Source organism: Halorubrum sp. C191 (assembly GCF_002727095.1).
GTDB classification, from domain to species: Archaea; Halobacteriota; Halobacteria; order Halobacteriales; family Haloferacaceae; genus Halorubrum; species Halorubrum ezzemoulense.
In genome coordinates, this window is record NZ_NHNZ01000085.1 from 33,671 (window position 1) to 54,305 (window position 20,635).

Annotated in this window: 17 protein-coding genes and 1 pseudogene; 10 read left to right on the plus strand and 8 right to left on the minus strand. The window is 67.8% G+C overall.

The genetic code is table 11. The features are described from left to right. Window positions 1-7: 7 nt before the first annotated feature. Window positions 8-1,222 carry a proteasome-activating nucleotidase gene (locus Z052_RS07370; RefSeq protein ID WP_094580727.1) on the minus strand — a complete coding sequence of 405 codons (1,215 nt, stop codon included), beginning with the start codon at window positions 1,220-1,222 and terminating at the stop codon, window positions 8-10. Between the two features lie 193 nt (window positions 1,223-1,415). On the opposite strand from Z052_RS07370, the gene Z052_RS07375 reads away from it, so the two are divergent. From Z052_RS07375 to rad50, 4 genes are all read left to right on the plus strand, one after another. Then, window positions 1,416-1,679 carry a helix-turn-helix domain-containing protein gene (locus tag Z052_RS07375; RefSeq protein WP_049931722.1) on the plus strand — a complete coding sequence of 88 codons (264 nt, stop codon included), beginning with the start codon at window positions 1,416-1,418 and terminating at the stop codon, window positions 1,677-1,679. Between the two features lie 86 nt (window positions 1,680-1,765). Continuing rightward, complete coding sequence (locus Z052_RS07380) at window positions 1,766-2,182, plus strand: hypothetical protein (RefSeq protein WP_094580726.1); 417 nt, start codon at window positions 1,766-1,768, stop codon at window positions 2,180-2,182. Beyond that, window positions 2,179-3,498, plus strand: coding sequence for a DNA double-strand break repair protein Mre11 (gene mre11 / locus Z052_RS07385; protein WP_099288939.1), 1,320 nt, complete (start codon window positions 2,179-2,181; stop codon window positions 3,496-3,498). Before Z052_RS07380 ends, mre11 begins: the two co-directional genes overlap by 4 nt. After that, window positions 3,495-6,182 carry a DNA double-strand break repair ATPase Rad50 gene (gene rad50, locus Z052_RS07390; RefSeq protein WP_094580724.1) on the plus strand — a complete coding sequence of 896 codons (2,688 nt, stop codon included), beginning with the start codon at window positions 3,495-3,497 and terminating at the stop codon, window positions 6,180-6,182. Before mre11 ends, rad50 begins: the two co-directional genes overlap by 4 nt. Window positions 6,183-6,563: 381 nt before the next feature. Here the strand turns inward: rad50 and Z052_RS07395 are convergent, their stop codons facing one another. From Z052_RS07395 to Z052_RS20460, 3 genes are all read right to left on the minus strand, one after another. Further along, the gene (locus tag Z052_RS07395; protein WP_086216174.1) at window positions 6,564-7,031 is read right to left on the minus strand and encodes a hypothetical protein; all 468 of its coding nucleotides are present in this window, start codon (window positions 7,029-7,031) and stop codon (window positions 6,564-6,566) included. A gap of 25 nt (window positions 7,032-7,056) precedes the next feature. Then, a complete protein-coding gene (locus Z052_RS07400; RefSeq protein WP_086216173.1) occupies window positions 7,057-7,479 on the minus strand; it encodes a hypothetical protein in 423 nt (140 codons plus the stop codon). Window positions 7,480-7,576: 97 nt separating this feature from the next. After that, on the minus strand, window positions 7,577-7,750 hold the full coding sequence (locus tag Z052_RS20460; RefSeq protein WP_167373101.1) for a hypothetical protein: 174 nt from the start codon (window positions 7,748-7,750) through the stop codon (window positions 7,577-7,579). A 102-nt stretch (window positions 7,751-7,852) separates the two neighbouring features. Here Z052_RS20460 and Z052_RS07405 point away from each other — a divergent pair, with 102 nt between their 5' ends. The 6 genes and pseudogenes from Z052_RS07405 to Z052_RS07430 all read left to right on the plus strand — a co-directional run bounded on the left by Z052_RS07405 (window position 7,853) and on the right by Z052_RS07430 (window position 15,383). Further along, on the plus strand, window positions 7,853-10,651 hold the full coding sequence (locus tag Z052_RS07405; RefSeq protein WP_094580723.1) for a DNA-directed DNA polymerase: 2,799 nt from the start codon (window positions 7,853-7,855) through the stop codon (window positions 10,649-10,651). 146 nt (window positions 10,652-10,797) lie between these two features. Continuing rightward, the gene (locus Z052_RS07410) at window positions 10,798-11,724 is read left to right on the plus strand and encodes an ABC transporter ATP-binding protein (RefSeq protein ID WP_049931712.1); all 927 of its coding nucleotides are present in this window, start codon (window positions 10,798-10,800) and stop codon (window positions 11,722-11,724) included. 52 nt (window positions 11,725-11,776) lie between these two features. After that, window positions 11,777-13,055 (plus strand): annotated as a pseudogene (gene sufB, locus Z052_RS07415) (Fe-S cluster assembly protein SufB). Window position 13,056: 1 nt separating this feature from the next. Continuing rightward, window positions 13,057-14,271: a Fe-S cluster assembly protein SufD gene (sufD, locus tag Z052_RS07420; protein ID WP_094495581.1), complete on the plus strand. Its 1,215-nt coding sequence runs from the start codon at window positions 13,057-13,059 to the stop codon at window positions 14,269-14,271. Between the two features lie 139 nt (window positions 14,272-14,410). Further along, window positions 14,411-14,896 carry a rubrerythrin gene (locus Z052_RS07425; RefSeq protein WP_049932324.1) on the plus strand — a complete coding sequence of 162 codons (486 nt, stop codon included), beginning with the start codon at window positions 14,411-14,413 and terminating at the stop codon, window positions 14,894-14,896. A gap of 43 nt (window positions 14,897-14,939) precedes the next feature. Continuing rightward, the gene (locus Z052_RS07430; protein WP_049932320.1) at window positions 14,940-15,383 is read left to right on the plus strand and encodes a metal-dependent transcriptional regulator; all 444 of its coding nucleotides are present in this window, start codon (window positions 14,940-14,942) and stop codon (window positions 15,381-15,383) included. A gap of 29 nt (window positions 15,384-15,412) precedes the next feature. Here the strand turns inward: Z052_RS07430 and prf1 are convergent, their stop codons facing one another. The 4 genes from prf1 to Z052_RS07450 all read right to left on the minus strand — a co-directional run bounded on the left by prf1 (window position 15,413) and on the right by Z052_RS07450 (window position 20,486). Next, a complete protein-coding gene (gene prf1, locus Z052_RS07435) occupies window positions 15,413-16,663 on the minus strand; it encodes a peptide chain release factor aRF-1 (protein ID WP_094579932.1) in 1,251 nt (416 codons plus the stop codon). 135 nt (window positions 16,664-16,798) lie between these two features. Continuing rightward, window positions 16,799-18,607, minus strand: a complete 1,809-nt coding sequence (gene argS / locus Z052_RS07440; protein WP_094520549.1) for an arginine--tRNA ligase — start codon at window positions 18,605-18,607, stop codon at window positions 16,799-16,801. 285 nt (window positions 18,608-18,892) lie between these two features. After that, complete coding sequence (locus tag Z052_RS07445) at window positions 18,893-19,828, minus strand: NAD-dependent epimerase/dehydratase family protein (protein WP_094520550.1); 936 nt, start codon at window positions 19,826-19,828, stop codon at window positions 18,893-18,895. A gap of 217 nt (window positions 19,829-20,045) precedes the next feature. Continuing rightward, window positions 20,046-20,486 (minus strand): DUF302 domain-containing protein, encoded by a 441-nt coding sequence (locus Z052_RS07450; RefSeq protein WP_049932310.1) that lies wholly within the window; start codon window positions 20,484-20,486, stop codon window positions 20,046-20,048. Between the last annotated feature and the right edge of the window lie 149 nt (window positions 20,487-20,635).

A 20,635-nucleotide genomic window follows, 5' to 3' on the forward strand; every position in this document is an offset into this window, starting at 1 on the left:
CCGGGTCTCAGGCGAACGCCAGCGAGTCGTCGGCGTTCGTCTCCTCGTCCTGCCGGAGCTTCTCGTGGGCCTCGAGGAAGTCGTCGAGCGTGACCTCCGTGCGGTCGTCGCGGATAGCGAACATCCCGGCCTCAGTACAGATCGCCTTGATGTCGGCGCCGGAGGCGTCCGGTGTCAGCTCGGCGATTTCCGCGAAGTCGACCCCGTCGGCGAGGTTCATGTTGCGGGTGTGGATCTGGAAGATGATCTCGCGGCCCTCGGTCTCCGGCTTGGGAACCTCGATGAGCCGGTCGAAGCGGCCGGGACGGAGGATCGCGGGGTCGAGCATGTCGAAGCGGTTGGTGGCGGCGATGATGCGGACCTCGCCGCGCTCGTCGAAGCCGTCCATCTCGCTGAGTAGCTGCATCATCGTGCGCTGGACCTCAGCGTCGCCCGAAGTCTTCGAGTCCGTCCGCTTCGAGGCGATGGCGTCGATTTCGTCGATGAAGAGGACGGCGGGCTGGTTCTCGCGAGCGACTTCGAACAGGTCCCGGACCAGCTTCGCGCCCTCGCCGATGAACTTGTGTACCAGCTCGGAGCCGGCCATCTTGATGAACGTCGCGTCCGTCTCGTTGGCGACCGCCTTCGCGAGCATCGTCTTTCCGGTGCCCGGCGGGCCGTACAGCAGCACGCCGCTCGGGGGCGTGATGCCCACATCCTCGAACATGTCGGGGTGTTCGAGGGGCATCTCGACCGTCTCGCGGACCTCCGTCATCTGGTCTTCGAGCCCGCCGATGTCGGCGTAGGTGACATCCGGGGAGTGTTCGACCTGCATCACGCGGGCGCGGACGTCGGTCTCCTTCTCCAGCTTCTTGACCACCGAAAGCGAGTTGTTGACCGCGACGCGGTCGTCGGGGTCGAGCTGCTCGCGCAGCTCGTCGGTGATCTCGGTGAGCGCCTCCTGGTTGTTCCCGTGCTGTTTGATCACGGCGCCGTCGGGCGTTATCTCTTGGACCGTCGCCACGAACAGCGGGGACTGCTTCAGCTTCTTGTTCTCGTGAGTGAGCCGCTCGAGCTTCTGCTGGTACTTGTTGTTCTCCGCGTTGGCGTCGAGGAGCTTGTCGCGCATCTCCTCGTTTTGCGACTCGAGGACGTCGAGCCGCTCCTGTAAGGAGTCGATCTTCTCTTGTTTCGACGCCGAGCCCTCGTAAGGCATGTCGACGTCGTCGACCGTATCGCTCATTGTGTTTATTAAAGGGTCTCGCGGATAAGAGGCTTCGGGTGGGGGCACGATGGCGGCCGTACCGCCGGCGAACCACCGAACGACGGCGGTCCGGGTCTACGCTGATTCGCAGGTTTGACGGGAAATAATTCCCAGTAGTAATCAAAATGGATAGTAAATATTATTATCCGGCATGCCAAGGATCGGTATACGAATGAGCACGACCGACGCCGTCACCGCCGACGACGGGACCGCGGACCGCTGGGCGGCCGTTCGCGACCTGCCGCCGAGCGCCAAGCTGGTCGCGAAGGTGTTAGACTACAACGACACGCTGACGCAGAGCGAACTGGCCGAGGAGACGCTGCTCCCGCCCCGGACGGTCCGGTACGCGCTGTCGCGGCTCGAGGAGGAGGACGTCGTCGACTCGCGGTTCTCCTTCACTGACGCCCGCAAGCGGCTGTACTCGCTGGGTATCTGAGCGCGGACCGCCCGATCCGCCGCCGACGCTGACGCCCGGACCGCCCGCGTGCGACGATTTATCGGCGATACCGCGGCAGTCGTCCCGTGGTCTCGACTACCGCCGTCAAGCGCGCGCTGGCCGCGCTCGCGACTCGAACCGACACCGCGAGACGTCCGTACGTCGCCGTGATCGACGAGGCGGACGCCGCGCGATCCGACCTCCGGCGCGCGGCCGGATTCGTCGACGCGATCGGGCTCGACGGGCTGGCGGAAGCGATTGACGCCGCGGACCGCGCGGACGACGACGCCGCCGTCGAGCGGGGGCGCGGCGCGCTCGCCGCGTACCGGTCGTTCCGGCGGGCGGCGGCGGGCGACGCCCCCGGAAACGACCGCGAGGCGAACGCCGGGAGCGACGCCGACCAAGACAGCATCGGCGACCGAGACGGCGGCGCCGAGCGCGATCACTTCCGCTCCGGCCCCGGAATCCCTAAGCCGGACACCGGCCAAGACGCGGACAGATGACACGGGTGATCCACACCGGCGACACCCACATCGGGTACTCGCAGTACCACTCGCCGGTCAGACGCCAGGACTTCCTCGACGCCTTCGAGGCCGTGGTCGACGACGCGGTCGACGGCGGCGTCGACGCGGTCGTCCACGCGGGCGACCTCTTCCACGACCGCCGGCCCGACCTCCAAGACCTGATGGGGACGATTTCCGTCCTCCGTCGGCTCGACGACGCCGGAATCCCCTTCCTCGCAGTCGTCGGTAACCACGAGTCGACGCGGGGCGGCCAGTGGCTCGACCTCTTCGAGCGGCTGGGGCTCGCCACCCGGCTCGGCGACGAGCCGGTCGTCGTGGGCGACACCGCCTTCTACGGCCTCGACCACGTCCCCGTCTCGCGGCGCGACGACCTCGACTACGCCTTCGCCGACCACGACGCCGACTACGCCGCCTTGGTCGCGCACGGTCTCTTCGAGCCGTTCGGCTACGCCGACTGGGACACCGAGACCGTGCTGACGGAGAGCGACGTCGCCTTCGACGCGATGCTCCTCGGCGACAACCACACCCCGGACACCGCCGAGGTCGCAGACACGTGGGTCACGTACCCCGGGTCGACGGAGCGCGCGAGCGCGAGCGAACGCGAGGGCCGCGGCTACAACCTCGTCGTCTTCGACGCCGACACGGCGGGCGGCGACGACCGCGTGGAGATCCGGCGCCGCGCGCTCGACACGCGCCCGTTCGTCTTCGTCTCCGTCGAACTGCGCGAGGGCGAGGGCGAGTCGCGGGTCCGCGAGCGCGTGCGCGAGTTCGACCTCGCGGAGGCGGTCGTCCACGTGGAGATCACCGGGGAGGGTGACCCGGTGACGCCGGCTGCCGTCGAGGAGTTCGCGACCGACGAGGGCGCGCTCATCGCGCGCGTCGTCGACCGGCGCGAGGTCGACGCCGACGGCGAGGTGGACGTGAGCTTCGCCGACCCGGAGGACGCGGTCCGCGACCGACTCGACGAGATGGCGCTCTCGACCGCCGCGCGCGACGTGGAGCGCGCGGTCCGCGAGGACACCGTCTCCGACGCGAACGTCCGCGAGACGGTGAAACGCAGGGTCGAGGAGCGGCTGGACGGAGACGGTGATCTCGACGCGTTCGACGCCGTCGAGGCCGGCGGCGACGGAGCCGAATCGGACGCCGACGGAGACGAATCGGACGGCGGCGGAGCCGAAGCGAACGGCGACGCGTCGGAGCCGACGGAGCCGAACACCGAGCCGGAGGCCGCGGAGCCCGAGGACTCCGACCCGGCGTCGACGGATGGCCAAGTCTCCATGGAGGACTACCTGTGAAGTTCGACCGCGTCCGCCTCGCGAACTTCAAGCCGTACGGCGACGCCGACCTGCGGCTGACCGAGGGCGTCACCGTGATCCACGGGCTCAACGGCAGCGGGAAGTCGTCGCTGCTTGAGGCCTGCTTCTTCGCGCTGTACGGGTCGAAGGCGCTCGACGGGACCCTCGGAGACGTCATCACGAACGGCGAGGAGGAGACGGAGGTCGAACTGTGGTTCACCCACGACGGCGTCTCCTACCGGGTCGAGCGGCGACTCAAATCGTACGACGGTCGGATCGACCACAAGTGTACGCTCGAGTCGACCGACGGGAGCGACGTGGCCCGCGACGGCGCGCGCGCCGTCCGCGAGTTCGTCACCGAACTGCTGCGCATGGACGCCGAGGCGTTCGTCAACTGCGCGTACGTCCGGCAGGGCGAGGTGAACAAGCTGATCAACGCGACGCCCCGGGAGCGGCAGGACACGATCGACGACCTCCTCCAGCTCGGGAAGCTGGAGGAGTACCGCGAGCGCGCCGGTGACGCCCGGCTCGGCGTCGAGGACGTGCTGGAGAACCGCCGCGGGCGGCTCGACCAGCTCGACGAGCAGATCGCCGCGAAGGAGGACCGCGACCTCCACGCGCGGCTCAACGAGCTTGAGGGCGAGCTCGGCGACGTCACCGACGACATCGACCGGTACGAGGCCCAGCGGGAGCAGGCGAAGGAGACGCGCGACGCGGCCGCGGAGACGCTGGAGACCCACGCGGAAAAGCGGGAGGAGCTGGAGTCGGTCGAGGCCGAGATCGACGAGATCGAGGCCGCGATCCGCGAGGCCGAGCGCGATCGCGACGACCACCGCGACGCGATCGGCGAGGCCCGCGAGCGGATCGCCGAGGTCGAGGCCGCGATCGACGACCGACTCGACGACGCCGGCCTCGACGCGCCGACCGAGGCGGCCGTCGCGAACCGGCGCGCGGAACTCGACGACCGTGAGGAATCGGTCCGCACGGACCTCGACGACGCGCGGGTGAACGCCGAGGGGCTGCGGAACCAAGCGACGAACCTCGCCGGGAAGGCCGACGACCGCACCGAGCGCGCGGAGGAGATCGAGTCCGAGGCCGACGACCTTGACGACGAGGCCGAGACGGCGGCGGAGGAGGCGGCGGAGCGCGAGTCGTCGATCGGGACGCTCCGCGAGGAGGCGGCGGAGCTCCGCGAACGGTTCGCGGCCGCCGACGTCGACCGCGACGGCGTCGCCGACGAGCGCGAGACGCTGCGCGACGAGCGGGGAGAAATCCGCGAGCGAATCGCCGAGCTGTCGGCGGAGCTGAAGAACGCCCGCGAGCGCGTCGAGGAGGCGGAGGCGCTGCTCGCGGCCGGGAAGTGCCCGGAGTGCGGCCAGTCGGTCGAGGACTCGCCGCACGCGAGCGGGATCGACGAGGATCGCGAGCGAGTGGCGGAGCTCGAATCCGAGCTGGAGGCCGCCCGCGAGCGCGAGGGCGACCTCGACGAGCAGGTCGCGGAGTTGGACGAGCTCGCGAGCGCGGCGGACAGACTCGACGAGATCGACGAGCGGATCGCGACCCTCGAAGAGCGCGCCGAGGAGAAGCGCGCGGCGGCGGAGCGGAAGCGCGAGCAGGCCGCGGAGAAACGCGAGCGCGCCGCCGAGCTCCGCGCTGAGGCCGAGGACACGCGTGAGGTCGCCGCGGAGAAGCGCGAGGAGGCGGAGGCCGCCGCGGCGCGCGTCGAGGAACTCGAAGCCGATCTGGAGGCGGTCGCGGACGCCCGTGAGGCGGTGACGGCGGTCGAGGAGCGCCTGTCGGCGATCGCGGACGCCGAAGACGAGATCGAGCGGCGCCGCGAGAAGCGCGAGAACCTGGCGGAGGTGAACGACGAGCGGCGCGACCGACTGGCGGACAAGCGCGAGCGGCGCGACGAGCTCGCCGACGCCGTCGACGAGTCCGCCGTCGAGACGGCGAAAGAGCGGAAGGAAGAGGCGGTGGAGTACCTCGAGAGGGTCGCCGGCGAGCTCGAGCGACTCGACGAGCGGAGAGAGGAGCTTCAGAACGCGATCGGCGGAGTGAAAGGCGACATCCGCGAGCTAGAGGGGCTCCGGGAGGAGCGCGAAGCGCTCGGCGATCGGGTGGACGCGCTCGAGACGCTCCACGAAGAGACGAGCGAGCTGGAGACGATGTACGGCGACCTGCGGGCGGAGCTCCGCCAGCGCAACGTCACCGAGCTGGAGCGCACGCTCAACGAGACGTTCGAGCTCGTCTACGGGAACGACGCCTACTCGCACATCGAGCTCGACGGCGAGTACGTCCTCACCGTCTACCAGAAGGACGGCGAGCCGCTCGACCCCGAGCAGCTCTCCGGCGGGGAGCGCGCCCTCTTCAACCTCTCGCTGCGCTGCGCGATCTACCGGCTGCTCTCGGAGGGGATCGAGGGCGCGGCGCCGACGCCGCCGCTCATCCTCGACGAGCCGACGGTGTTCCTCGACTCCGGGCACGTCTCGCGGCTCGTCCGGCTGGTCGAGGAGATGCGCGGGTTCGGCGTGCGCCAGATCGTCATCGTGAGCCACGACGACGAGCTGGTGGGCGCGGCCGACGAGCTGGTCACCGTCGAGAAGGACCCGCGCTCGAACCGCTCGACCGTCCGCCGGGAGGACGCGGCGGAGCTCGACGTCGCGTCGCTCGCGGACGACTGAGCGTCACCGCCGCTTCACCGGGTCCTTTTATAAATATCAGACGGCGGCAGGAACGGTAGAAGCCCGCGGCGACGCCGCCGCTGAGAGGGACGGCGGCGACGGCTCGCACCTCCACGTCGGCGCGTGCCTGCGAGCGGCCGCCACCGGCGGCCGCGAGGAGCACGCGCGAGGGAGTCGGGCGCTCCGAGGGCGACCGAAGGGAGCCCGAAGGACGCGCCCGACGAGGCTGGGGAGGCGTGAGGTGCCGTGCGGTCGCGGTCGGGTGGGGCTCAAATGGGCAGCCTCGCGGCCGGGGCTTTGAGCTGTTCGCCGTCGATCTAGATCAACAATTTATAAGCGAACAGCCGCAGCCGGCCGCAGATCGCGGTTATATGTGAGATATCAGTCGCCGTCGCCCTCACCAACCTCGTCGCCCTCGTCCGCCGACCCGTCCCGCAACAGCCCCAGCGCCTCGGCCGCGACCGGGGTCGCCTCGTAGCCGCGTCGCCCCGCGACCTCGGCCTCGTCGACCAGTCCCGCCGCACGGAACTCCGTGAGCGTCCCGTGAAGGTCGGACTCGCACATGTCGGCCGCGTCGAGGAGGTCGATCGCGGCGATCGGTCCCTCGTCGGCGACCACGGCGAGCAGGCCGAGCGAGCGGTCGTCGCGGACCGCCCCGAGCGTCCGGCGGACCGGCTCCGGCACGCCCGAAGCGGCGGTCGCGAGCGGCGACTCGCCGTCGACGACGCTGAGCTCCTCGTTGTCGACGTACCGCTCCGCGCCGGTCGCGGGGTCGCGCACGCGACTCGACTCGGCGGATCGCTTCACGAGGAGGTACGTCTCGCCGTCGCCGTCGCGGACCGTCTGCATGGTCGAACCAGCGCCCCGTCGGACATTACGCTTCCGGGGGATCAGCGGTGGAGTCGGCATCAGTGTCGTCGGCCTCTTCGGGGGGATCCGACTCCGACTCGTCGGCCTCGCCCTGCGAGCGCCGCCACGACCGGTACGTCTGGTACGTTCGGACCCCGGCGAGGAGACCGGCGACGAGCAGCGCCGGGCCGGCCCGCGACCACCCCTCGAAGAACCACACCATGGGGCCGAGCGCGACGAGGAGGACGGCGGCGTTGGCGTAGACGACGGCGACGACGAACGCGCGGAGGGTCCCCTGGTCGACGTCGCTCGCCCCCTCGAAGTCACCGCCGTCGTCGAACGTCTTCACCGACGGGGCTTTGGGGATGTCGGGCGTCATCTCCCGCTCGGCGTCGGAGCTCTCGCCGACGGAGATCTCGCCCTCGTCGTCCTCGTCGAGGCTGAACACGCCCGCACCTACGCCGGGCCGGGGCAAAGAGGTTCCGTCCGGGCGACGCCGCGGCTACGGGAGGAGACGGACGGAGCGCGCGGGGTCGGCGGGCCGGTCAGAGCGCGTCGGCGAGCCGCACCGTTCGGCTCGCTTCGACCCAGGCGAGGGGGTTCGTCGCGTCGAAAAGCACCACGTTCCCGTCGTCCTCGTACACCTCCACCTCGGCGTCGACCGCGTCGGAGTCGGCCGGGCGAGCCGCCTGGGGTCCGGAACGTGGGTCCGAAGACATGGGTCGTGGTAAGAAGTCACACAATATATGCCTTTCCGTGGCGGGATACCTCGCCGCACCCGAAAGCCGTGTTTTTTAGCCGGGTGACGCCGAAGGACGGATATGACTCAGTCGGGGCTGTCGGACTTCTCGTCGGCCGGGGACGCGGACGGCGAGGCCGACGGCGACACGGACACCGAACGGGAGGAGCTGGCCGCGCAGGAGGCGGCCGTCGTCGCCGGGGGCGGACGGGGCCACGTGAACGACGTGGTCGACGTGGACGAGGCGAAGTTCCCGGAGTCGACGGGGACCGTCGAACTGATGATCACCCAGATCGACTACGCCGTCGAGGGGTACGGCAGCGACGAGTACCCGGTCGTCCACGTGTTCGGCCGGCGACCGGCGGAACACGTCGAGGACGCCGACCACGACGTGGTCGAACACCTCCGCGTGCTGGGCGTCGAGCCGTACTTCTACGTCCCGACGGCCGACCTCGACCGCGACCCCGTCGAGGAGTACGACGTGGTGATCGGGACGCGCGAGGCGGGCCCCGACGGCGAGCCCTACGAGAGCATCCGCGGCGAGCCGCTCACCCGGATCGTCACCCGGACCCCGCGCGACGTGGGGAACATCCGCGACGACTTCGCGACCAGCTTCGAGGCGGACATCCTCTTCCCGAACCGCTTCCTGATCGACAACGGGATCAACGGCGGCATCCGCGTCGAGGAGCGGCGCCTCGACGACGGGGAAGAGACGATTCAGGTCCACGAGGGGCACCTCGAACCGGCCGAGGTCGACGCCGACCTGCGCGTGAACACCTTCGATATCGAGGTGGACGACCGCCGCGGCTTCCCCGAGGACGGCGAGGAGCCGATCATCTGTCTCACCAGCCACGACTCCTACGAGGACGAGTACGTCGTCTGGCTGTACGACGCGCCGGAGGCCGAGATTCCCCCGCCGGAAGACCTCCCGGAGTACGAGGGGATCGTCGGCGACGGCGCAGAGGTCGACTTCAGGGTCCGCACGTTCGACGAGGAGGCCGCGATGCTCGACGCGTTCGTCGAGTACATTGACGACACCGACCCGGACCTCCTGACCGGGTGGAACTTCGAGGACTTCGACGCGCCGTACGTCCTCGACCGGCTGGAGGTGCTCGACGACGGGAGCGAGTACGACCTCGACGTCGACCGGCTCTCCCGGATTGGCGAGGTGTGGCGCTCCGGCTGGGGCGGCCCGGACGTGAAGGGGCGGGTCGTCTTCGACCTGCTGTACGCCTACAAACGCACGATGTTCACCGAGCTGGAGTCGTACCGCCTCGACGCGGTCGGCGAGCGCGAGCTCGGCGTCGGTAAGGAGCGCTACACGGGCGACATCGGCGACCTCTGGGAGCAGGACCCCGAGCGCTTACTGGAGTACAGCATCCGCGACGTGGAGCTGTGCGTGGAGATCGACCGCAAGCAGGACGTGATCGCGTTCTGGGACGAGGTGCGCACCTTCGTCGGCTGTAAGATCGAGGACGCGCCGACGCCGGGCGACACCGTCGACATGTACGTCCTCCACAAGGCGTTCGGGAAGTTCGCGCTCCCGACGAAGGGCCAACAGGAGTCGGAGGAGTTCGAGGGCGGGGCCGTCTTCGACCCGATCACGGGCGTCAAGGAGATGGTGACGGTCCAGGACCTGAAGAGCCTCTACCCGATGTGTATGGTGACGATCAACGCCGGCCCGGAGACGAAGGTCGACCCCGACGAGTACGGCGGCGAGACGTACGTCGCGCCCAACGGGACCCACTTCCGGAAGGAGCCGGACGGGATCATGCGCGAGATGGTCGACGAGCTGCTCTCCGAGCGCGAGGAGAAGAAGGCGCTCCGGAACGACCACGACCCGGGCACCGAGCCGTACGAGCAGTACGACCGGCAGCAGGGAGCTGTCAAGGTTATTATGAACTCGTTATATGGGGTTACGGGATGGGATCGGTTCCGCCTCTACGACAAAGAGGGCGCGGCAGCCGTTACTGCGACCGGTCGCGAGGTCATCGACTTCACGGAGGAGGCGGCAGAAGAGCTTAATTATCAGGTAGCTTATGGTGACACCGACTCGGTTATGTTGTCTCTTTCTGATATGTCTGAGCGGGAGGCGATCGAGACCTCCTTCGAGATAGAGGATCACATCAACGAGCGCTACGACGACTTCGCGCGCGACGAGCTCAACGCCGACGAGCACCGCTTCGAGATCGAGTTCGAGAAGCTCTACCGGCGCTTCTTCCAGGCGGGGAAGAAGAAGCGGTACGCGGGCCACATCGTCTGGAAGGAGGGGAAAGAGGTCGACGACATCGACATCACCGGCTTCGAGTACAAGCGCTCGGACATCGCCGGGATCACGAAGGAGGTCCAACAGAACGTCATCGAGACGATCGTCACCGGCGACGACATCGACGAGGACATGGAGGAGGTGAAGTCGTACCTCGAAGGCGTCATCGCGCGGGTGCTCGACGGCGACGTGGACCTCGACGAGATCGGGATCCCCGGCGGGATCGGCAAGCAGCTCGACGCCTACGACACGCCGACCGCGCAGGTCCGCGGCGCGAAGTACGCCAACCGCATGCTCGGGACGAACTTCGGGAGCGGGTCGAAGCCGAAGCGGCTGTACATCGAGAAGGTCCACCCGGACTTCTGGACGCGAATGGAGGAGGAGGAAGGGCTCGACCCCCAGCGCGACCCCCTGTACGGGGAGTTCAAGCGCGACCCGGACGTGATCTGCTTCGAGTACGCCGATCAGGTGCCCGAGGAGTTCGAGGTCGACTGGGAGAAGATGCTGGACAAGACGCTCAAGGGGCCGATAGAGCGCGTGATCGAGGCGCTCGGGATGTCGTGGGAGGAGGTGAAGACGGGGCAAGAACAGACCGGACTCGGCTCGTTCATGTGACTGCCGACGAGCGCGAACGCGCTCTCTGGAAAGCACTTTTCGATTGCTAGAAAATTTCTTGGTCGATATGCGATTTTTGACGGGGAGATGCGTAACCATTAACCCCCTCAACCCCCACCATCGATGTACGAGGCACGAGAATACATATGGCTACTCTCGAAATCAACGATCTTCACGCACGAGTGGCGGAAGAGGGCGGCGAACGCATCCTTCTCGGCGTCGATCTGACCGTCGAGTCGGGCGACATCCACGCGCTGATGGGACCGAACGGCTCGGGGAAGTCGACGCTCGCGAAAGTGATCGCCGGCCACCCCGCCTACGAGGTCACCGGCGGTGAGATTCTGCTCCACCTCGACGAGGCCGACGTCGCCGACGTGGACGTCGACCTCGACGACGAGGACTATCACTGGGAGCTCTTGGAGCTGGAGCCGAACGAGCGCGCCGCGCTCGGCATCTTCCTCGGCTTCCAGTACCCCGCGGAGATCGAGGGCGTCACGATGACGAACTTCCTCCGACAGGCGCTCAACGCGAAGGCGGACGAGCGCGAGGAGCTGTTCGAAGACGAGGAGGAGGAGGCCGCCGAGGCCGAGGCCGAGGACGACGACGAGGGGTACGAGACCTCCCCGATGGAGGGCCCCGCCGACGACGGCGAGATCGGCGTCGCCGAGTTCCAGGAGATTCTCTCCGAGAAGATGGAGCTCCTCGACATGGACGAGAAGTTCATGCAGCGCTACCTCAACGCCGGGTTCTCCGGCGGCGAGAAGAAGCAGAACGAGGTCCTCCAGGCCGCGATGCTGGAGCCGAGCGTCGCCGTGCTCGACGAGATCGACTCGGGGCTCGACATCGACCGCCTGAAAGACGTCTCGAAGGGGATCAACGCGCTCCGCGACGAGCAGGGCACGGGCGTCCTCCAGATCACGCACTACCAGCGCATCCTCGACTACGTCGAGCCCGACCACGTCCACGTCATGCTCGACGGGGAAGTCGTCAAGAGCGGCGGCGCGGAGCTCGCCGAGAAGCTCGAGGACGAGGGGTACGACTGGGTCCGCGAAGACGCCTACGAGGCGGCGTAACCGAATGTGGGCACGCGACACACGTAAACACGGGAATCAGTAACAATACACTATGAGTTCACAACAGGACGACCTCAAGGAGACAGACACCGAGGCTCGCTTCGAGTTCAAGAAGGAGGAGAAGTCCGCCTTCCAGACCGAGAAGGGTCTCACCGAGGAGACGGTCCGCGTCATCTCGGAGGACAAGGACGAACCGGAGTGGATGCTGGAGCGACGCCTGCGCGCGCTCGAGCAGTTCCAAGAGATGCCGATGCCGACCGACTGGCCCGGCCAGCCGGACCTCTCCGAGATCGACATCGACGAGATCGTACCGTACATCCGCCCGGACATCGAGGCCCGCGGCGGCGCCGAGAGCTGGGAAGACCTCCCCGAGGAGATCCAGGACACGTTCGACAAGCTGGGCATCCCGGAGGCGGAGAAGAACGCGCTCTCGGGCGTCGGCGCGCAGTACGAGTCCGAGATCGTCTACCAGAACATGCAGGAGCGGTGGGAGGAGAAGGGCGTCATCTTCTGTGACATGGACAAGGCCGTCCAGGAGCACGAAGAACTCGTCCGCGAGCACTTCATGACGAAGTGCGTCCCCCCGAGCGACAACAAGTTCGCGGCGCTTCACGGCGCCATCTGGTCGGGCGGCTCGTTCGTCTACATCCCCGAAAACACCACCGTGGAGATGCCGGTCCAGGCGTACTTCCGGATGAACTCCGAGGGGATGGGTCAGTTCGAGCACACGCTCATCATCGCCGAGGAGGGCTCCGAGGTCCACTACATCGAGGGCTGTTCCGCGCCGAAGTACTCGGCGTTCAACCTCCACTCGGGCGGCGTCGAAGTGTTCGTGGGCGANNCTGAAGGGCCGCGGTGCCTCCGACAACCACATCACCATCGCCTTCGCGGGCGAGGGCCAGGACATCGACACCGGCGCGAAGGTGTACCACAACGCGCCCGAGACCAAGTCGACCGTCGAGTCGAAGTCGATCGCGAAGGACGGCGGCCGCACCAACTACCGCGGGCTCGTCCACATCGCGGACGGCGCGGAGAACTCCTCGACGGCCGTCGAGTGCGACGCGCTGATGTTCGACAACGAGTCGACGTCGGATACGATGCCGTACATGGAGATCAACGAGTCGAAGGTCGACGTCGCCCACGAGGCGACCGTCGGGAAGATCGGCGACGAGGACATCTTCTACCTCCAGTCGCGCGGGCTCGACGACGACGACGCCAAACAGATGATCGTCTCCGGGTTCATCGAGCCGATCACGGAGGAACTGCCGATCGAGTACGCCGTCGAGCTGAACCGCCTCGTCGAACTCGAGATGGAGGGCTCGCTCGGATAACATGAGCACGCAAGCAATCGAGAGCCTCTCGGAGGACACGGTACGACGCATCGCCGACGAACGCAACGAGCCCGAGTGGCTCTTGGAGACCCGTCTGAACGCGCTGGCCGCGCTGGAGACCGCGGAGCTGCCCGATGTCATCCAGACGCCGGGCCGCCGCTGGACCGACCTCGAGGCGCTGGACTTCGAGTCGCTCGTCGACCCGCTGAACCAGGCGGACGAGACCGAGCGGACCGCGGGCGACGACGAGGTCGTCGTGCTGCCGTTCACCGAGGCGCTCGCCGAGTACGGCGACGTCATCGAGGCGAACTTCGGCTCCGTCCTCGACCCCGAACACAACTATCTCACGGCGCTTTCGGTCGCGCTGTTCACCACCGGTACGTTCGTCTACGTCCCCGAGGGCGTCGACGTCGAGGACGTGACGGTGCGCGCGGAGATGAACTCCCGTTCGCTGTTCAGCCAGACGCTCGTCGTCGCCGAGGAGTCGTCGTCGGTGACGATCCTCGAGTCGATCACGTCGGGCGACGCCGACGTGAGCGGCGACCGGTACTTCTCGAACCTCGTCGAGGTCGTCGCGGGCGAGAACTCGAACGTCCAGTTCGGCTCGCTCCAGAACCTTGACGACGACGCCTACACCTACTCGCTGAAGCGCGGCGTGACCGACACGTACGCGACGGTCGACTGGATCGAGAGCAACTTCGGCTCGAAGCTCACCCGCTCCGACATCGAAACCGAGCTCGAGGGCGACGGCTCCGAGAGCCAGATCGTCGGGACGTTCTTCGGCACGGACGACCAGCACTTCGACATCAACGCCCGCGTGTGGCACCAGGCGGAGCAGACGACCGCCGACCTCGTCACCCGCGGCGTGCTCGACGACGTGGCGCGCTCCGTCTACGAGGGCGTTCAGGACGTCGGCGAGGACGCGTGGAACACCTCCAGCTACCAGCGCGAAAACACGCTGATGCTGTCGGACGACGCCGAGGCCGACGCGTCGCCGAAGCTGATCATCCACAACCACGACACCGAGGCGTCCCACTCCGCGACGGTCGGACAGGTCGACGCCGAGGACCTGTTCTACCTCGAGAGCCGCTCGATCGACTCGCGGACGGCCCGGAACATGCTCGTCGAGGGCTTCTTCGTGCCCGTCCTAGAGGAAATCGCGGTCGACGAGTTCCGCGACGACGTCGAGGAGCTCGTCTTCGAGCGGCTCCAGTAAGCCGCCGGCGCCGAACGGATTTTTTCAGCCCCGCCCGGAGTCCCGGAGCGACCGGCGAGCGAGGGGAACCGCTTAAGACCGACGACGCCCGAGTTGTTCGTATGCGAACCCGCGTATCGTGCCGTCTCGGGTGGTCGCGGTGAGCGTGAGCCAGCGGGTCGCCTCCGACGACCAACTCGCGCGGCTGCTCCAGATCGGAATCGTGCTGGAGGAGGTCGTCGAAGCGCGAGCGCATCGCCACTACCAGCAGTTGGACGCCGAACTCGACGCGGAGGTGGAGACGCTCCTCGCGGACGCGGCCGAGGAGTCGGCGGACCACCGCGAGCGGCTGGAGTCGCTCATCGACGGGCTCGGTGTCGACAGCGTCCCGTTCGACGAGATCGAGTCGCTCGTCGACGCCCGCTACGGGCGGACGCGGCCGGAGGACTTCGACGACGTGCTGTACGACCAGCTGTGCAACGAGGAGACGGCGTACAAGTTCTACGACGACCTCATCGAGGCGATCGAGGGGTCCGACGGGTCGTTCTCGGTCGACCGTGAGGAGCTGATCGCGACCCTGGCGGCGATCCGCGACGAGGAGGCCGAGGGCGTACGCGAGGTCACGGAGGTCATGGAGCGCCGATGAACCGGACAGACGAGTCGCCGACGAGCGCCGACGGAGGACAGCCGTGAACACCGCAGATCAGTACCTCAAGACGATATACGTCGTACAGGACAGCGAAGACGGACCCGCCTCGACCGGGTCGATCGCCGATGCGCTCGGCGTCAGCCCGGCCAGCGCCAACGAGATGATCGGCAAGCTCGAAGAGCGCGGGCTCGCCGAACACGAGAAGTACAAGGGCGTCAAGCTGACCGACGACGGCATCGTCCGGGCCAGGGACGCCCTCCAGACCTACTGTATCATCGAGCGGTTCCTCGCGAACGTCCTCGCGGTCGAGGACTATCAGGCCGAGGCCCGGGAGCTCGAGGCCGTCATCGACGACACGGTCGCCGAGCGGCTCGACACGATCATCGACCGGCAGCCGGAGTGTCCGGACTGCTTCGACCCGGAGTCCGACGCCTGCGCGTGTTTGGAGATCGCGCCGGGGCCGGTCGAGCCGGAACAGCAGTAAAACGGCCGCAGAAACTTCTTCAGAGGTCCTTAGACTCCGGTCGAGTACCGCAGGATACCGGCGATGCCGCCGAACGCGTCGAGCAGCTGTTCGCCCTTCTCGAAGTCCGTGGAGATGAACTTCGTGTCCGTCCCGCGCTGTTCGGCGATGGCCATCAGGTGTTCGATGATGTCCTCTCGCTCCTCGACCTCGGCCGCCTCGCCGCACTCGCTACATTCGTGGTCCGGCGTCGAGTGGCGGGCGTCGACAACCTCGTACTCCTCGTGGCCGTCGGGGCACTCGTAGACGACGACGTCGGAGCGAAGGTCCTCGGAGATGAGCAGGCGGTCCACCGATCCCATGATCAGGTTGCGGCGGGTCTGCTCGAACCCGTAGGTCGCCTCCTGCCCGGTGTTGAGCTTCTCGAAGAACTCTTCCATGTTGCGTTTGTCCTCGACGATCTCCTGGTCGGCGAGCGCCTCGCTGGCGTTGTCGACGAGGTCTTTCAGGCCGGACTCATCGGTGTAGGCCACGTCGAACTTGCCGAGCACCTTGTCCTGAAGCTCGTGGTGGAGGTAGTCGCCGTCGAGGAACTCGTCTTTGGTCGGCGAGGGACCGCCGACGAGGATGCCGTCGAGCTCGTGGCGCTTGTCGACGAACAGGTCGTTGGCCATCCCAGCGACCTCCTGATAGAAGTTGTCGATCGCTTCGAGGCGCAGGCGGGCGAATCGCTGTGCGGACTGACCCCCCTTCCGCTGTTTGCCGGGGACGAGCGAGGAGGCGGACTTGACCGCCTCGACGCGTTTCCCCTTCAGCCAGCCGACGTTCGCCTCGCGGCGGTCCAAGACGATGAGCCCGAACAGCCCGGAGTCCTCGAGCATGTGTTCGAGCGGCTCGGTGAGGAACTCCGAGTCGCAGTGGTAGCGGAACGACTCGACGGGCTGCGGGGGCGACTCCAGCGTCCGGGTGACCATGTCGGTCTGGCCGCCGCCGCTGTCGATGGCGCCCGAGAATATCACGATCCCGTTGTCCGGCGGGAAGGTGTCGTAGTAGCGCAGCCGGTCCTTGATCGACGTCAACGCGTCCTGAACGGCCGTCCGCGTCTGCTTGGACTTGATGTTGGACGCCTCGCTGTGCTCTTGGGTGACGTGCGCCACCACGTCGGAGATCTGCCTGTCCTCGGGGATGTAGATGGTGACGAGCTGGGTGCCGGAGCCATCGTACTCCTTGAGTTCCTCGATGACCTTGCGGAACTCGTACTTCCGGCGGTCCGCGTTCGCCTCCTGTGCGTCGCTACTCATTACTCCGAATACGGTCGCGTGCGTGTAAGTAATCTTTGACCTGTCGATACGGGCGGAAGCGTCCGTCTCGGCCGCGTTTGGCGGTGGATCGCTCGGAGCCCCGCTCCGGGCGACGGAGGGCGGGATACCCTCGATTTACATCGACTCCGGCGCCTCGACGCCCAGCACGTCGAGCGCGTTCGCCATCGTGTGCTTCGCGGCCGCGACGAGCGCGAGCCGGGCGTCCCGCAGGGCCTCGGTCTCGGCGGTCACGACGGGGCACTCGCGGTAGAAGGCGTTGTACGCGTCCGCGAACTCGCGGGTGAACGTCGCGATCGTGTGCGGCTCCAAGTCGTCCGCGGCGGCCTCGATTGCGGCGGGGAAGCGCGCGACCTCGCGGAGGAGCTCGCGGGCCGCGTCGGTTTCGAGCGCGCCCGCGTCGACGTCCAAGGCGTCGGGGTCGACCTCGCCGTCGGCGTCCGCCGTCACGCCCGGCACGTCGATCCCGGCGGCGGCCGCCTCGCCGAGGATGCCGGCGCAGCGCGCGTGGACGTACTGGACGAACGGCGCCGACTGCGCCTCGAAGTCGAGCGCGTCCTCCCACTCGAAGGTGATCGCCTTCGCGGGCTGTTTGGAGACGATGTCGTACCGGACCGCGCCGATCCCGACCTGGTGGGCGATGCGCTCGACATCCTCGTCGGTGAGGTCGTCGTCGCGGATGCGGTCGTCCATGCGCGACTCGACGGCGTCGCGAGCGCGGTCGATCGCCTCGTCCAGCAGGTCGTCGAGCATCACGCCGGTCCCCCGCCGGGTCGACATCTTCCCCTCGGGCAGGTTGACGTACGAGTAGATGACGTGGCCGAGGCGGTCGGTGTCGTTGCCGAGCAGTTCGAGGGTCGCGTCGAGCTGGTCGGCCTGGAGCTTGTGGTCCTCGCCGAGGACGGTGACGGCGCGGTCGTAGTTCGCGAACTTCCACTCGTGGTGCGCCAGGTCGCGGGTTGTGTAGAGGCTCGTGTCGTCCGAGCGGAGGAAGACGAGGTTCTTGTCGATCCCCCACTCGTCGAGCTCCAGCTGCCAGGCGTCCTCCTCGTAGACGGCGTGGTCGGTCTCTTTCAGCCGGCCCGCGATGTCGTCGGTGGATCCGTCGCGCATGAACCGCGTCTCCTTGACGAACTCGTCGAACTCCGCGGGGAGGCGGCCGAGGCACGCCTTCATTCCACCGAGGACGGCGTCGACGACCTCGCCGACGCGCTCGTACGTCTCCTCGTCGCCCGCCTCGAGCCCCTGGAGGATCGACTGGATCTCCGCCTCCGCGGCCTCGACCGCGTCGTCGTCCGCCTCCTCTAAGAAGGCGTTCCCCTTCCGGTAGTAGCGCACGAGGTCGTACTCGGCGCGGTCGCGGGCGGGCTCCGCGTCGAGGTCCGGCTCGTCGAACCGCTCGTACGCCCAGGTGAACACCGCCATCTGCCGGCCCGCGTCGTTGACGTAGTAGTGGCGGTCCACGTCGTAGCCGGCGTACGCGAGGAGGTTCGCGACCGCGTCGCCGACGATGGGGTTGCGCGCGCGGCCGACGTGGACGGGGCCGGTCGGGTTCGCGCTGGTGTGTTCGACCACGACGCTCGTGTCGCGGTCGGGGAGCGCGCCGTAGTCGGCGTCGACCGCGGCCGCGTCGAGCGTGTCGGCGAGGTAGCGCTCGTTCGCGTGGAAGTTGACGTACGGCCCCGCGGTGTCGACGCTCGCGACGTAGTCCGCGTTCCCGACCGACACCGCCTCGGCGACAGTCGCCGCGACGTTCGGCGGCGCGTCGCCGACCTCGCCCGCGAGTCGGAAGGCGACGCTGGAGGCGAGCGTCGCGTCCATGTCGTCGGGCGGGCGTTCGATGCCGAGGTCGTCGGTCGGGAGGTCGAGCGAGTCGAGCGCGTCCGCGAGCGCCGCCTCGACTTCCGACCGGAACTGCCGGAACATACCGTCCGTTCGACGGGCGGGTTAAAAGGCCCTTCCGAAGCGGCGCGGCGGGCGGAGACGCGGATCGAACCGCGAGCGACACCGCCACGGGAAACCCACCGGGTTGTGCGCAACAGCCGTCCGTATCGCTCCGTTGACGCCGCCGCCTCCGGTCGGTTATCGGGACAGCTTCGGCAGTCGAGCGATCCGGTCGGCGTTCGGGACCCCCTTCGGTTCGCCTGCGGCGGGACTGAAGCGCCTCCGCGGTCCGCACCCGACCGGCGGAGTTCGTCGGAGGGGATCGCGCTACTCCACGATCTCGTCGATCAGCTCGCGCGCACTGCGCCGAACCGCCGCGTCGCTCTCGACCGACGGCTCCCACCCGAGGGCGGCGAGCTTCTCGATCGACAGCCGCATCTTCGGTACGTCGCCGGTCCAGCCGCGGTCGCCGCCGGTGTAGGCGTACTCCGGGTCGACGCCGAGCTCCTCGCTCACGATGTCGGCGATGTCGGTGACGGAGGTCGTCGTCCGCGTCCCGAGGTTGTAGACGTTGTACGCGGCGTCTGCGTTCTCGACCACGTGCCGGATGGCGTCGACACACTCCGAGACGTGCATGTACGACTTCTCCTGCCGGCCGTCGCCGAGGATCTCCAGTTCGGTCGGATCCTCGGCTAACTTCTCGATGAAGTCGGGGATCACGTTGCCGCGCTGGCGCGGGCCGACGATGTTCGCGAACCGGAACACCCACGACCGGACGCCGTAGGAGTGCGCGAACGTCGATATCAGCGCCTCGTCCGCGAGCTTCGCGGAGCCGTACATCGAGATCGGTTCGAGGGGGGCGTAGTCCTCGGGGGTCGGTCGCGGCGCCTCGCCGTACACCGTCGAGGAGGAGGTGAACGCGAAGCGGTCGACGCCGACCTCGCGCATGCGCTCCAAGACGTTGTACGTCATCTCCGTGTTCTCCTCGAACAGCGCGCGGTCGTCGTCGTAGTTCGTGTCGGTGTACGCCGCGAAGTGGAAGACGACATCGAGGTCGTTGGTGACGACGCGCGCCACGTCGTCGGGGTCGGTCATGTCCGCTTCGACGAACGCCGCGCCCTCGGGGACGCGGTCGCGGGTCCCCTTCGAGAGGTCGTCGGCGACGCGGACGGTCGCGCCGCGGTCGAGCAGGTCGGCCGCGAGGTGGCTTCCGACGAGACCGGCGCCGCCGGTGACGAGGACGCGCGAATCGGCGAGGTCCATATCGGCCCGTCGGCGGTCGCGGATAAGTAGGTGTGGAATCGCGACGAGCGGGGTCGACACGGAGGCGAGGCGAACGGAACCGGGTCACGTCCGTGTCGGTCGAAGCGCCGGCCGCACCGATCCGAGCGCAGACCGCGCCGATCCGATCGTCGCCGACGGCGAGTGCCGCCGAGCAGAGCGCCGGCGACGCCGTAGGGGCGGCTGTGTCAGAGCGTGGTCAGAGGTTCTCGAACGCCTCGTCGACCATCTCGCCGGTGTCGGCGATGATGCCGGCCATCTCGTCGTCGTCGGGCGCCATGCCCGCGAGGCGAGCGAGGCGCATGATAGAGACGTGATAGACGCGCTGCGTCCCGGGCGCTTCCTCCCAGACGACGACGTTACACGGCATGAGCGCGCCGAGCTTGTTGTCGGTCGCGTCGAGCGCCCGGTCGGCGACAGCCGGGTTACACGCGCCGAGCACGTAGTAGGGGTCGCGACCCGCGTCGACCTTCTCGTTGAGCATCTCGGACGGCGAGAACTCGACCGGGACGCCGAATCCGGCGTCGGTGAACACCTCGCGGACATGTTCGATCGCCTCCTCGTGGCCCATCTCAAGGGTGGCCTGCTCTTCGCCGATGTCGTCCGGGTCGATCTGCGTCGGGTCGATCGGAAGCGTCATTCGTGTATCGTCTTGGGCCTACGTAACAAAGGCTCTTCGGATGTCCTACCGAGAGAGCGGAGCAGCCGTGAACTGAACCGGACTGTCGCCGACTCGACTATAGTAGTATTGTACTAATTAGGAACAACTTTAACCCACTCTGTCGCCCT

What these genes read in the sequence shown, in the direction of transcription:
- Z052_RS07445 (WP_094520550.1), bottom strand. Translation starts at nt 19,828, where the DNA reads ATGGACCTCGCCGATTCGCGCGTCCTCGTCACCGGCGGCGCCGGTCTC.
- argS (WP_094520549.1), bottom strand. Translation starts at nt 18,607, where the DNA reads ATGTTCCGGCAGTTCCGGTCGGAAGTCGAGGCGGCGCTCGCGGACGCG.
- Z052_RS07370 (WP_094580727.1), bottom strand. Translation starts at nt 1,222, where the DNA reads ATGAGCGATACGGTCGACGACGTCGACATGCCTTACGAGGGCTCGGCG.
- prf1 (WP_094579932.1), bottom strand. Translation starts at nt 16,663, where the DNA reads ATGAGTAGCGACGCACAGGAGGCGAACGCGGACCGCCGGAAGTACGAG.
- Z052_RS07395 (WP_086216174.1), bottom strand. Translation starts at nt 7,031, where the DNA reads ATGCAGACGGTCCGCGACGGCGACGGCGAGACGTACCTCCTCGTGAAG.
- mre11 (WP_099288939.1), top strand. Translation starts at nt 2,179, where the DNA reads ATGACACGGGTGATCCACACCGGCGACACCCACATCGGGTACTCGCAG.
- Z052_RS20460 (WP_167373101.1), bottom strand. Translation starts at nt 7,750, where the DNA reads ATGTCTTCGGACCCACGTTCCGGACCCCAGGCGGCTCGCCCGGCCGAC.
- Z052_RS07450 (WP_049932310.1), bottom strand. Translation starts at nt 20,486, where the DNA reads ATGACGCTTCCGATCGACCCGACGCAGATCGACCCGGACGACATCGGC.
- Z052_RS07410 (WP_049931712.1), top strand. Translation starts at nt 10,798, where the DNA reads ATGGCTACTCTCGAAATCAACGATCTTCACGCACGAGTGGCGGAAGAG.
- Z052_RS07375 (WP_049931722.1), top strand. Translation starts at nt 1,416, where the DNA reads ATGAGCACGACCGACGCCGTCACCGCCGACGACGGGACCGCGGACCGC.
- Z052_RS07405 (WP_094580723.1), top strand. Translation starts at nt 7,853, where the DNA reads ATGACTCAGTCGGGGCTGTCGGACTTCTCGTCGGCCGGGGACGCGGAC.
- sufD (WP_094495581.1), top strand. Translation starts at nt 13,057, where the DNA reads ATGAGCACGCAAGCAATCGAGAGCCTCTCGGAGGACACGGTACGACGC.